Origin of the sequence: Alloyangia pacifica (genome assembly GCF_020524285.1) — a bacterium.
In the GTDB taxonomy this organism is placed as follows: Bacteria; Pseudomonadota; Alphaproteobacteria; order Rhodobacterales; family Rhodobacteraceae; genus Salipiger; species Salipiger pacificus_B.
This window is the reverse complement of the sequence record NZ_JAIVKX010000002.1, coordinates 591,609-603,531: the sequence shown is the minus strand read 5'-3', so window position 1 is coordinate 603,531 and position 11,923 is coordinate 591,609. Positions and strand designations below refer to the sequence as shown.

The 11,923-nt window shown below is 68.4% G+C and carries 13 protein-coding genes; 6 read left to right on the top strand and 7 right to left on the bottom strand.

The window, feature by feature from the left end:
- Positions 1-146 precede the first annotated feature (146 nt).
- The 3 genes from LC039_RS03690 (at position 147) to LC039_RS03680 (ending at position 3,541) form a co-directional block, all read left to right on the top strand.
- The gene (locus tag LC039_RS03690) at positions 147-1,619 is read left to right on the top strand and encodes a leucyl aminopeptidase (protein WP_226621697.1); all 1,473 of its coding nucleotides are present in this window, start codon (positions 147-149) and stop codon (positions 1,617-1,619) included.
- 182 nt (positions 1,620-1,801) lie between these two features.
- Complete coding sequence (locus LC039_RS03685) at positions 1,802-2,260, top strand: DNA polymerase III subunit chi (RefSeq protein ID WP_226621696.1); 459 nt, start codon at positions 1,802-1,804, stop codon at positions 2,258-2,260.
- Positions 2,261-2,881: 621 nt separating this feature from the next.
- Complete coding sequence (locus tag LC039_RS03680) at positions 2,882-3,541, top strand: Crp/Fnr family transcriptional regulator (protein ID WP_226621695.1); 660 nt, start codon at positions 2,882-2,884, stop codon at positions 3,539-3,541.
- A 3-nt stretch (positions 3,542-3,544) separates the two neighbouring features.
- Here the strand turns inward: LC039_RS03680 and LC039_RS03675 are convergent, their stop codons facing one another.
- From LC039_RS03675 to LC039_RS03665, 3 genes are all read right to left on the bottom strand, one after another.
- Complete coding sequence (locus tag LC039_RS03675) at positions 3,545-4,129, bottom strand: TIGR02281 family clan AA aspartic protease (protein WP_226621694.1); 585 nt, start codon at positions 4,127-4,129, stop codon at positions 3,545-3,547.
- 98 nt (positions 4,130-4,227) lie between these two features.
- Positions 4,228-4,854, bottom strand: a complete 627-nt coding sequence (locus LC039_RS03670) for a MarC family protein (RefSeq protein WP_226621693.1) — start codon at positions 4,852-4,854, stop codon at positions 4,228-4,230.
- A gap of 50 nt (positions 4,855-4,904) precedes the next feature.
- Positions 4,905-6,773 (bottom strand): ABC-F family ATP-binding cassette domain-containing protein, encoded by a 1,869-nt coding sequence (locus LC039_RS03665; RefSeq protein ID WP_226621692.1) that lies wholly within the window; start codon positions 6,771-6,773, stop codon positions 4,905-4,907.
- A 326-nt stretch (positions 6,774-7,099) separates the two neighbouring features.
- Here LC039_RS03665 and ndk point away from each other — a divergent pair, with 326 nt between their 5' ends.
- Positions 7,100-7,522, top strand: a complete 423-nt coding sequence (gene ndk, locus LC039_RS03660) for a nucleoside-diphosphate kinase (RefSeq protein ID WP_066106256.1) — start codon at positions 7,100-7,102, stop codon at positions 7,520-7,522.
- A gap of 72 nt (positions 7,523-7,594) precedes the next feature.
- Here ndk and LC039_RS03655 read toward each other — a convergent pair whose 3' ends face one another.
- The 4 genes from LC039_RS03655 to LC039_RS03640 all read right to left on the bottom strand — a co-directional run bounded on the left by LC039_RS03655 (position 7,595) and on the right by LC039_RS03640 (position 9,853).
- Positions 7,595-8,005, bottom strand: coding sequence for a DUF4112 domain-containing protein (locus tag LC039_RS03655; protein WP_226621786.1), 411 nt, complete (start codon positions 8,003-8,005; stop codon positions 7,595-7,597).
- A gap of 5 nt (positions 8,006-8,010) precedes the next feature.
- A complete protein-coding gene (locus LC039_RS03650; RefSeq protein WP_226621691.1) occupies positions 8,011-8,190 on the bottom strand; it encodes a YqaE/Pmp3 family membrane protein in 180 nt (59 codons plus the stop codon).
- A gap of 120 nt (positions 8,191-8,310) precedes the next feature.
- Complete coding sequence (locus LC039_RS03645) at positions 8,311-8,661, bottom strand: TfoX/Sxy family DNA transformation protein (protein WP_226621690.1); 351 nt, start codon at positions 8,659-8,661, stop codon at positions 8,311-8,313.
- A 4-nt stretch (positions 8,662-8,665) separates the two neighbouring features.
- Entirely contained in the window at positions 8,666-9,853 is a 1,188-nt protein-coding gene (locus LC039_RS03640; protein ID WP_226621689.1) for a pyridoxal phosphate-dependent aminotransferase, read from the bottom strand.
- Between the two features lie 407 nt (positions 9,854-10,260).
- On the opposite strand from LC039_RS03640, the gene LC039_RS03635 reads away from it, so the two are divergent.
- Together LC039_RS03635 and LC039_RS03630 are read left to right on the top strand one after the other, a co-directional pair.
- Positions 10,261-10,602, top strand: coding sequence for a hypothetical protein (locus LC039_RS03635; protein WP_226621688.1), 342 nt, complete (start codon positions 10,261-10,263; stop codon positions 10,600-10,602).
- A complete protein-coding gene (locus tag LC039_RS03630; RefSeq protein WP_226621687.1) occupies positions 10,580-11,884 on the top strand; it encodes a DNA-packaging protein in 1,305 nt (434 codons plus the stop codon). Before LC039_RS03635 ends, LC039_RS03630 begins: the two co-directional genes overlap by 23 nt.
- The last annotated feature ends 39 nt before the right edge of the window (positions 11,885-11,923 follow it).

Genomic DNA, 11,923 nt, shown 5'->3' with positions numbered 1-11,923 from the left:
GCACTTCACTTCCCCCGGCTTTCCGTTGGCGACGACCCTAGACGATCGCTCATCGCGGGAAAAGGTGCCTCTGGTCAAGCCGATTGCGGGGAACTAGGACTCGTGGACCGAACACAAGAACGACAGACAACAGGGAAGGCTGGCGGATGACCAAGCTGCGCACATTCGAATTTTTGGCGGTGGACCTCGACGGGCTGGCGGAGCGGCCGGGCAGGATCGCCCTGCTGGTCAACGCCGAGGGCCGGATGAGCCCCGCGGCGCGGCGCCTGAACCGCTTGACCAAGGGCGCGGTGGCCCGCCTGCTCGAGGCGGAGCGCTGGGAAAAGGCCAAGCAGGGCGAGGTGATCTCGCTGGCCTATCCCGCCGGGCTCGCCGCCGAGGCGCTGGACGTGGTGAAGCTCGAGCGCCGTCCGGCCGTGGCGGAGGCGCGCAAGGCGGGCGCGGCGCTGGCCTCGGCGGTTGGCGGCAAGGCGCTGACCCTGATCGGCGAGGGCACCGCGCGGCTGCCGCAGATGGCGCTGGCGCTGGCGCTGCGCGGCTATGCGGTGGTCAATCACAAGTCGGAGAGCGCCGAGGCGCCCGAGGCGGCCTTGGTCATGTGCGCCAAGCCCGAGGAGACCGGCAAGGCCGCGGCCTCGCTGCTGGCGGTGGCCGAGGGCGTCGCCTTCACCCGCGACCTGGTGAGCGAGCCGGCCAACGTGCTGACCACCGAGGAGTTCGCCGCGCGTCTGCAGGCGCTGACCGAGCTGGGTGTCGAGGTCGAGGTGCTCGAAGAGGACCGCATGGCCGAGCTTGGCATGAACGCGCTGCTGGCCGTGGGGCAGGGATCCGCTGCGCCGTCGAAAATGGTGGTCATGCGCTGGAAGGGCGCCGAGGGCGATCCGCTGGCGCTGGTCGGCAAGGGCGTGGTCTTCGACACCGGTGGCATCTCGCTGAAGCCGGGGCCGGGCATGGAAGACATGACCATGGACATGGGCGGCGCGGGCACCGTCGCCGGCGTGATGAAGGCGCTGGCGCTGCGCAAGGCGCCGGCGCATGTGGTCGGGCTGGTGGGCCTCGTCGAGAACATGCCCTCGGGCACCGCGATGCGCCCCGGCGACATCGTAAAATCGATGAAGGGCGACACGATCGAGATCCTCAACACCGACGCCGAGGGGCGGCTCGTGCTGTGCGACGTGCTGTGGTACGCGCAGGAGCACGTGAAGCCCGCCGCGATGGTCGATCTGGCCACGCTCACCGGCGCCTGCATCGTCGCGCTCGGCCACGAGAACGCGGCGGTCTACGCCAACGAGGAGGGCTTTGCCGAGGACTTCCTCAAGGCCGCGAAGACCGAGGGCGAGGGCGCCTGGCGCATGCCGCTGGCGCAGGCCTACGACGACATGCTGAAATCGCCGCTGGCGGACATGAAGAACATCGGCGGGCGGCCTGCGGGGTCGATCACCGCGGCGCAGTTCCTCAAGCGCTTCGTGCGCGATGATGTGCCGTGGATCCACCTCGACATCGCGGGTGTCGCCAAGGTGAAGTCCGCGACCGCACTGGCGCCCGCCGGGGCCACGGGTTGGGGCGTGCTGTCGCTCGACCGGATGATCCGCGACCGCTTCGAGACCAAGGACGACTGAGCCGTGATCGCTGCCGCCCTGCGCCATCGTGACCCCGAGGGGATGCCCGCCGTTCTGACCGGTCTTGCCGGTTTCGAGGTGCATTTGCCCGGCCGCGATGCGCGGGCCCCGGTGGCCCGCGGCCCGCGGGGCGCACGGGGCAGCGGCGCTTCTTTGCAAGAGCAGACCGGAGGCTGACGCGCATGGGTGTCGCGATGTTCTATCATCTCACGCAGCGGCCGGTCGAAGAGACCCTGTCGATGCTGCTGGAGAAATCGCTGGCCGCGGGCTGGCGCGTCGCGGTGCGCGGCGGTGATCCCCGGCGGCTGGACTGGCTCGACGAGCGGCTCTGGCTCGGCCGGGACGACGGTTTCCTGCCGCATGGCCGTGCCGGCGGGCCGCATGACGCGCAGCAGCCGGTGCTGCTGACCGAGCATGCAGAGGCGCCCAACGGCGCCTCCTGCCTGATGTCGGTCGACGGCGCGCAGGTCGCGCCCGAGGAGGTCGGCGCGATGGAGCGGGTCTGCATCCTTTTCGACGGCATGGACCCGCAGGCGTTGGAGGTGGCGCGCGGGCAGTGGCGGGCGCTGACCGGCGCCGGGGTGACCGCGCAATACTGGTCCGAAGAAAGCGGTCGCTGGGAGAAGAAGGCGGAGTCCTGAGGCTGCCTGCGCCCGGATGTGTCGCGATTTCGTCACTCTACGCGCGCACCAAGCACATCGTAACTCGCGTTATGGGTGATCGCGTTTGACAGCTGCGCGGATTTCCGCCCATTCTGCTTCTGGCGAGGCAGGTTTTTGATCCTCATGAATCTGACAAAAAGAACCAGAAAAAATATTAAAAATAATGAAATCAGTGTCGTTTGACTTACACACATCGGCGGAAAATCTCCTACACGGTACCTGCACGTCTGACCGACTCGACGTTTTTCACGAGATTTGGCCGTGTCTCGCGCGGGACCTCCCGCGAGAGGGTGAGGGTATACGAGTAACGGCCATTTCGGCGCCGTCCGGCACCCGCGCTGCGAAACGGAGTTCGCTCCGAATCTGGCGCGGCAGGACGTGCGCGGGAATGGTCATTTCTCGCTCCGGCGCATCGCCCGGCGCATCGAGCAGACGCTCCGGCCTGACACCGCGAAAACGCTCCGGGCCGGCACCGCGCAAACGCTACCCTTCAGCACCGTGGGGGATCCCCGCCTGCGGGGTCGATTCCCCTTGTACTGTCAAAGGGTTTACAGCTAATTCCCCTGCGTCACCCGACGAAGCGTTTAGCGGACTATTTTCATGACCACTCCCATCGAATACGGGCCATTGCTCGATTGCCCGCTGCTCAACGGCCTCAGCCTCGAGCAGAAGCAAGATTTCCTCGCAGATTGCACCCTGCAGCGCATCGAGGCGCCCACCGACATCCTGCGGCAGGGCGAAACGACGGCGGTCATGTACTTGATTCTCAGGGGCCGGGTGGAGGTGATCTACCTCGACAAGCAAGGCAATGCCGCGGTGCTTCACGTCGCCGGACCGGGCGAGGTCCTCGGGGAGGTCGAGGGGCTGTCTGGCACCACGTGCTCCTCGAGTTGCCGGACGCTGCCCGACGCGGTGGTTCTGGCGGCCTCGTCCGAGCTGCTGCTCAAGCATATTCCGCCGGCATTGCTGCTGCGCAACTCCGCGGCGATCATGCAGACCCGGCTGACCCGCGACAACGAGCTGCGGGCCATCGCACAGTTCTTCTCGGTCGAAGAGCGCCTGCGGATGTATCTCTACCAGTTCACCACCGAGAAGCATCGCGAGGCACGGCTGAGCCAGTCCTACCTCGCCTCGATGGTGGGCTGTTCGCGGCAGACCATCAACAAGCTGCTGGGCGATCTGCGCCGTGACGGGGTGATCGAGCTGCGGCGCGGGGTCATCGCGGTGGTCGACCGCGAGCGGCTGAAGATCGAGGTCTGAGGCTCAGCCTCGTTCCAGCACCATCCGGCCGCCCGAGATCTCGAGCCGGTCGAACCGCTGCAGGTAGGTCATGCCGAGCAGCGACTTGTCCATCTCGCCGCCGTTCACGTATGCGGGGAGGTTGCGGTCTTCGAAGCGTCCCAGTGTGACGGTGTCGAGCCGCACCGGCGCCGTTTGCACCGCGCCATTGGCGGTGCGGGCGCTGGAGTGGAACGCCAGTTCGGCGGGATCGATGCCGATGCGCCGGGCGTCCTCGCGGGTCAGCACCATGCCGCTGGCGCCGGTGTCGACAACGAAATCCACCGGCGTGCCGTTGATCTGCAGGGTCAGGTAGTAATGCCCGTCCGGCGCGCGCGGCAGCTCGACGCGGCCTTGATCGGCAAAGACCGACTGCTGCGGCGTGACGGTGTGGCGGATGTCGTCCCAGAGCCCGATGGCGGCAAGCACCGCGAGGAAGATCAGCCCCCAGGCCGCAAGCTGCTGCAGCTTCTGCACCAGCCGTCCGCGGTGCTGCACGAACATCCACAGCACCAGCGCCGTCAGCAGCAGGCCCAGGTAGCCCAACCGGCCGATCTCGATTTCAGACAAATGCGCGCTCCCCTTGCTTCAAATGCAATGTAGGGGCTCGGGCGCGATCCCGCCACTGTCTGGCGCGGTATCCGAACTGCCGCGGTATCCCGGAACGTTCAGCCGAAGACGCCGGACCACTCGATGCCGCGGATGCCGTCGATGACGAATTGCACCGCCAGCGCTGCCAGCAGCATGCCGAAGAGCCGGGTGACCACGACGATCCCGACGTGCCCCAGAGCGTGCTCGATGGGGCCGGCGACGAAGAAACAGGCAAGGGTCATCAGCAGCACGACCACCAGCACGCCGAGGATCATCGCGGTTTCCAGCGCGCCGCCGGAGTGGCCGACCAGCAGGATGATCGTGGCGATCGCGCCGGGGCCGGCGATCAGCGGAATGGCGATGGGGAAGATCGACGGGTCCGGCATGACCTCGTCCTCGACCTTGTCCTCGCGCCGCTTGGTGCGGCGCTCGAAGAGCATGTCGAGCGCGGTGATGAACAGCAGCAGCCCGCCGGAGATACGGAAGGCCGACATGGAAATCCCGATGAAGCCCAGCACCGCCTCGCCGAAGAAGGCGAAGAGCATGAGGATGGCCAGCGCGGTGAGGCAGGCGCGGATTCCCACCGCCCGCCGGTGCGCCGCATCGGCGCCCTGGGTCAGCGCGATGAACACCGGGGTCAGCCCGATCGGGTCGATCACCACGAAAAGCGTGGCGAAGGCGCTGATGAGAAGGGCCATGTCCATGCGGTATGGCTAGGCGCTCCGGCGGATTCTGTCCAGAAAAGCCTTGCGGCTCAGCCGGCTTCCGCTGTCTCCAGCTTCTCCATCGCCGCTTCCCACAGCGCCTCGGCGCGGTGCAGCCCGTCCATGACCTCGGCGTATTTGCGGTTCCAGGTCTCCAGCTCGCCGGCGCGTCCGTCCTCGTAGAGCTCGGGGTTGGCCAGCTTGGTGGCGAGCTTGTCGCGCATCTCCTCGATCTTGGCGACGCGGGCCTCGCACTTGCGGGCCTCGGATCGCAGCGCGAGGATCTCGTCGCGGCTGGCGCGCTTGGGCTTCGGCGCGGCATTCTCGGCCTTTTCCGCCTTGCCGGGCTTTTCCGGCTTGTCCTGCGTCAGCAGCATCTTGCGGTAGGCCTCGAGGTCTTCCTCGTAGGGGGTCACCGTGCCGTCCTTGACCAGCCACAGCCGGTCGGCGACCAGCCCGAGCAGGTGCATGTCGTGCGACACGAGGATCACCGCGCCGGAATAGGCGGTCAGCGCCTCGACCAGCGCCTCGCGGCTCTCGATGTCGAGGTGGTTGGTCGGCTCGTCGAGGATCAGCATGTGCGGCGCATCCAGCGTCGCCAGCAGCAGCGACAGCCGCGCCTTCTGTCCGCCGGACAGGCGGCCGACCTCGGTCTCTGCCTGGTTGGCGCCGAGCCCGAAGCCCGCAAGCTGCGCGCGCAGCTTCGAGGGCGCGCTGTCCGGGCGCTCGCGCTGCAGGTGCTGCAGCGGCGTCTCGTCGAGGTGCAGCTCGTCGACCTGGTGCTGGGCGAAATAGCCGATGCGCAGTTTCGAGCTGGAGGTCATCTTGCCGTCCATCAGCGCCAGCCGCCCGGCGAAGAGCTTCGACAGCGTCGACTTGCCCTGGCCGTTGCGGCCAAGCAGCGCGATGCGGTCGTCCTGGTCGATGCGCAGCGAGAGCTTGCGCAGCACCACCTTGTCGCCGTAGCCGGTCGAGGCGTTCTCCAGCGCGAGGATCGGCGGCGACAGCTCGTCGGGCTGCGGGAAGCTGAAGACCCTCTTGGCGGCCTCTTCGGGCGCGGTGATCCGCTCCATCTTCTCCAGCATCTTGACGCGGGCCTGTGCCTGACGGGCCTTGGAGGCCTTGGCGCGGAAGCGGTCGACGAAGCTCTGCAGGTGGGCGCGGCGCTCGTCCTGCTTCTTCGCCGCCGCCGCGAGCACGGCACGGCGCTCGGCGCGGGTGCGGGCGAAGGTGTCGTAATTGCCCTGGTAGAGCACCAGCTTGCGCTCTTCGAGGTGCAGGATCGCCCCGACCGCGCGGTTCAGCAGGCCGCGGTCGTGGGAGATCACGATCACCGTGTGCGGGTAGCTCTGCAGGTAGCTCTCCAGCCAGAGCGCGCCCTCGAGATCGAGGTAGTTGGTCGGCTCGTCGAGCAGCAGCAGGTCGGGCTCGGCAAAGAGTACCCCCGCCAGCGCGACGCGCATCCGCCAGCCGCCGGAGAAGTCCGAGCAGGGGCGCTGCTGCGCCGCCTCGTCGAAGCCGAGGCCCTTGAGGATCGTCGCGGCGCGCGCCTCGGCGGACCAGGCGTCGATATCGGCGAGCCTTGTCTGGATGTCGGCGATGCGGTGCGCGTCGGTGGCGGTCTCGGCCTCGGCCATCAGCGAGGCGCGTTCGAGGTCGCAGGCCAGCACGGTCTCGATCAGCGAGACATCCGAGGCCGGGGCTTCCTGCGCCACGCCGCCGATCTTGGCGCGGGCGGGCAGTTCGATCTCGCCGCCGTCGAGCGTCAGCTCGCCGCGGATGAGCCGGAAGAGCGTGGTCTTGCCGGCGCCGTTGGGACCGACGAGGCCAACCTTGTGGCCGGCGGGAATCACGGCGGAGGCCTCCTCGAGCAGAGGGCGGCCTTCGACGGAATAGGAGATGTCTCGAATACTCAGCATGAGGCTGCCCATAGCAGAGGCCGCGGGCGGGCAACATCCCCCTTTGCACGCATAGCGCCTTTGCCCGAACGAGTCTCGCGGCGGCCGTGTCGCGCCGGGCGTATTTGTCAAAGAGAAGAAGACCGAAGGGCGTCCGCTTCTTCTCTTTGACAAATACGCCGGGGTGAATTGGCCGCAGGCCAAGAGGGGCAGCGCCCCTTTTTTGCCTAGGGATGAGGCAGCGAGGGGCCGCAGGGTCTTCCCAATTCTTCAACCCCATGGTAACGCCCCTGCCAGAGAATACTGGCCGGGCCGTCGCCCGGTCTTGCGATATTGGAGAGACCAAAATGGCCGTCGAACGCACCCTGTCGATCATCAAGCCCGACGCAACCCGCCGCAACCTGACCGGCAAGATCAACGCTAAGTTCGAAGAAGCTGGCCTGCGCATCGTCGCGCAGAAGCGCATCCAGCTGACCCCGGCGCAGGCCGGCGAGTTCTACAAGGTGCACGCAGAGCGTCCGTTCTACGGCGAACTGTGCGAATTCATGGCGTCCGAGCCGGTCGTCGTGCAGGTGCTCGAAGGGGAAGGCGCGATCGCCAAGAACCGCGAAGTGATGGGCGCCACCAACCCGGCAGACGCCGCAGAGGGCACCATCCGCGCAGAGTTCGCCGAGTCGGTCGGCGAGAACTCGGTGCACGGTTCCGACGCGCCGGAAACCGCCGCGGAAGAGATCGCCTACTTCTTCTCGGGCCTCGAGCTCGTCGGCTGAGCTCAGCGCTCACCCGGACAGTATAAAGGGCGCCCCGAGGGGCGCCTTTTTTCTTTGCTGAGGTGTGATGTCCTACGCCGCCATGCCGTAGGGCCTCGCAGGGCCAACGCCCGGGGCGGCGTGGCGGCTTTCGACCCAGCGCCGCAGCAGCCCGGCGTTGCGGGTGTTGGCGCGGTAGCCGATGTCGAAGATGTCGCCGACCAGCGGGATCAGGCCCACCACCCAGTCGGTCGCGAGGTTGGCGCCCATCTGGCCGAGCAGGGTTTTCGGAGCGCCCATGTCATGGGCCTCCTTCATGATCCAGAGCGCCGGTGCCAGAGCCAGCGTGTCGCCGATGCCGGGGACCAGGCCGAACACCGCGTCCCAGCCAAAGCGGATCGGCGTCAGGGGGATGCGGTAGGCGCGGTCCATGCGGCGCGCCCAGCGGTCGATCCTGTCGAGCCGCTGGAAATCCGGATGAGCGTGTCGCTGCTGCGCGGCCATGGCGATCACACGTGCTGCTGCTTGGGGCCGGTGCGGGCGATGATCCAGACCGCGTGCACGATGCCCGGGATGTAGCCGAGGATGGTCAGCAGGATGTTGAGCCAGAAATGCTTGCCGAGGCCCACCTGCAGGAACACGCCGAGCGGCGGCAGGAGGATGGCGAAGATGATGCGGATCAGGTCCATGTCGGTCTCCCTTCGAGGGTGAATGATGTGTTGGCTGACCAACACGGAGACCGCGCTTAGGGTTCCGATGGTGCCGCAGGCGCGCGGCCCAGGGTCCTGTTTCAGCGGAGAAGTTTTGCGTTACCGGGACTGGCGCCGGGCCGGGTCGATCACGCCGATCTCGTCGAGGATCTTCTCGATGCCGTCGAGCGGCGCCGCGCTCTTCCGCTCGGCCACCAGCGCATCGAAGCGGGCGCGGAGCGCGTCCTTTTCCTTGCCGCGCACGTCGTTCCACGGGCGTCCCTGCAACGCCATGTGCAACACGTAGAAGCCGATGAAATGCGGCTTCGTGCCATGGGCGAGCAGGCGGCGGTAAGTCTCGTCGGCACCGAGCGCGCGCAGGGTCTCGGCATCGGCGATGCCCGCGCGGCTGCAGGCGCTCTCGAAGGCGGGCCCGAGGTTGCGGAGGCTGGAAACCCGGGTGCCGGCCATCGCCTCAGGCGGCCTTGGAGAGCGTCGCGGCGAAGCCGGTGAGCGTGGCCAGCGCCTCGGCGAACCGGGCGTCGGGGATGGTCAGCGCGACGCGCAGGAAGCCCGCGGCGGAGGGGCCGAAGCTCTCGCCCGGCATCACGGCGATGCGGTGGGTGTCGAGCAGCGCGTCGGCGAATTCGATGCCCGAGAGGCCGGTCGCGCGGATGTCGAGGAAGAGGTACATGGCGCCGCCCGACGGGACGAGGCCGACAATGCTCTGCCGGGCAAGGATCTCCTGCGCCAGTGCGCGGCGGCGGCGGAAGGGTTCGGCGACGCGCGGCTCGAGCGTGGCGTCGGCGGTGAGCGCGTGCAGCGCCGCGTCCTGGATGTAGCCCGGCACCCCGTAGGTGGTGTTGGTCGCAAGGTCGATCAGCGCGGCGATGGCGGGCTCGGGCGCGATCAGCCAGCCGATGCGGCTGCCGGTCATCGCATGGCTCTTCGACAGCGAGCCGATGACCATGGTGCGCTCGGCCATGCCCGGCAGCTCCCGTGGGCTGATGTGGTCACCCTCCCAGATCTGCGTGTCGTAGACCTCGTCGGAGATCACCCAGAAGTCCTCGTCGCGGGCAACCTCGGCGAGCCCTTCCAGCACGGCGCGAGGGTAGACCGCGCCGGTGGGGTTGTTGGGTGAATTGATCAGCAGCGCCGCGGCGCCGGTCTCGCGCGCCTTGCGACGGACCTCGGCGGCATCGGGGAAGAAGCTGTGCTCCGGGCGGGTCTCGATGCTGTGCGCGATCGCCCCGGCGGCGCGGATGGTGCCGGGGTAGGTGACGTAATGCGGCTCGACCATGAGCGCGGCATCGCCGGGGTTGCAGGCGGCCATATGCGCGGCGAAGAGCGCCGACTGCCCGCCGGGGGTGACCAGCACGTTGTCGCGCGTGGTGGCCACGCCGGTACGCGCGCTGACCCGGGCGGCGATGGCGTCGCGCAGCGCGGGGATGCCGGGCACGATGGCATAGCCGGTGTGGCCCGCCGTGGCGGCGCGGTGCATCTCGTCGAGGATTGCGGGATCGGTGAGCTCGTCGGGCTCGCCGATGGTCAGCTCGGTCACTGGCACGCCCGCGGCGCGCAGGGCGCGGGCCTTGTAGAAGATCTCCCAGCCGTCGCCGCCACCGGCGTTGAGGGACGTGATGCGACGGGACAGGGACGGCATGGCGGGCTCCGCGAAAGACTTGGACGCAGGAGTTGTGCCAGAGCGCCGGCGGGGCGGCAAGAGAGGCTCTGCGCGGCGCGGGGCGGACGGTGCGTCAATCTTGGATTATTGCTTATAAACAAACGTTTAGAATTGAGCGCGCGGTGCGGTAATCTTGACTTTGCGGACGCTCTTCGCTAGGGTTCTGGCATGCTGGACGAGATGGGCAGGCGGCCCCGGGGATACCCCCGGCGGCCGCTTTTTCGTTTGGCGGCTCGTCGATGGGCCGCCTTTCTCGTGCAGCGGCAGGGCGCGACGACCCCGGCGGAGACCGGCGCGGGCCCCTGCGAGGCACTCCCTACAGGCAAGAGTCCCACAGGCAAGGAGTCCAGAGGCAAGGATTCCACAGGCAAGAAAGGTATCGAGCGATGATCCTCATTCATCTCGAAGAAGAGCTGTCCCGTCTCGAAGAGGAACGGGAGCAGCTGGCCGACATGCTGCGGCATCTCGGCAATGACATGCGGCGCCTGCGCGACCGCTTCGACGAAGACGGCACCTTGGACAAACCGGAGACCAGCAAGGCCGCGGCGGATCTGCGCTACTGGCTGAAGGTCGCCCATGAAACGGAGGCACAGATCAGGAATGTCAGACGCAAGCAGAAGGGAATTGCCGGAGACTGGGCGCTCGATCTCGAGCGCGCAAGGGTTGAGGTCGGCTGCCGCATGGCTCGCCTCCGCCGGTGCTGCGGTGCAGGAGAGTTTCCTGAATGAGCTGTCGGAGGGGGAGCGCCTGGCGCTTCCCTTTCTCTTCGAGTTCTGGGCGCTGGAGCACCAGCTGCCACCCGCGGGCGCCTGGCGCTCCTGGGTGATCCTCGGCGGGCGCGGCGCGGGCAAGACCCGGGCCGGGGCGGAATGGGTGCGTGCCTCGGTGGAGGGCGCGCTGCCGCTCTCGCCGGGGCGCTGCAAGCGGGTGGCGCTGGTCGGCGAGACGCTGGACCAGGCGCGGGAGGTGATGGTGTTCGGGGACTCAGGGCTGCTCGCCTGCTCTCCGCCCGATCGGCGGCCGGACTGGAGCGCGACGCGGCGGTGTCTGACGTGGCCCAATGGGGCCGAAGCGATGGTCTTCTCCGCGCATGACCCAGAGGCGCTGCGCGGGCCGCAGTTCGATGGCGCCTGGGCGGACGAGCTGGGCAAATGGCGCAAGGCGCGGGACACCTGGGACATGTTGCAGTTCGCGCTGCGGTTGGGGGCGCATCCTCAGGTCTGCGTGACCACCACGCCGCGCAATATCGGCGTTCTGAAAGACTTGCTGGAGATGGAGAGCACCGTGGTGAGCCGGGCGCCGACCGAGGCGAACCGGGCCAACCTCGCGGCCAGTTTCCTCGACGAGGTGCGGGCGCGCTACGGGGCGACGCGGCTGGCCCGGCAGGAGCTTGACGGCGAGATGGTCTGCGACGTCGACGGCACGCTCTGGACGCAACAAGTGCTGGAGCGCGCGCGGCTGCGGGCGGCGCCGGAGCGGATGGATCGCATCGTCGTCGCGGTGGACCCGCCCGCCGGGGATGGCGCCGGGTCCGACGCCTGTGGCATCGTCGTCTGCGGCGTGAGCTGCGAGGGGCCGCCGCAGGGCTGGCAGGCGGTGGTGCTCGAGGATGCCTCGGTGCAGGGGCTCGGGCCGACCGGCTGGGCCCGCGCCGCCGTGGCGGCCTTTGAGCGCTGGCAGGCGGATCGCATCGTCGCCGAGGTCAACCAGGGCGGCGCCATGGTCGAGGCGGTGCTGCGGCAGGTGGCGCCCGCGGTGCCGCTGCGCAAGGTCAGCGCCACGCGCGGCAAGGCGCTGCGCGCCGAGCCCGTGGCGGCGCTCTACGAGCAGGGGCGTATCGCCCATGCGCGGCGGTTCGAGCTGCTGGAGGAGCAGATGGGGCTGATGACCGCATCGGGGTTCCGGGGACAGGGCTCGCCCGACCGGGTGGATGCGCTGGTCTGGGCGCTGACCGAGTTGGTCACCGGACCGGCAGAGGGCTGGCGGCGACCCCGGGTGCGCGGGCTGTGAACAGGGAAAGGGGGGCGCTGCCCCCCTCGGCCTGCGGCC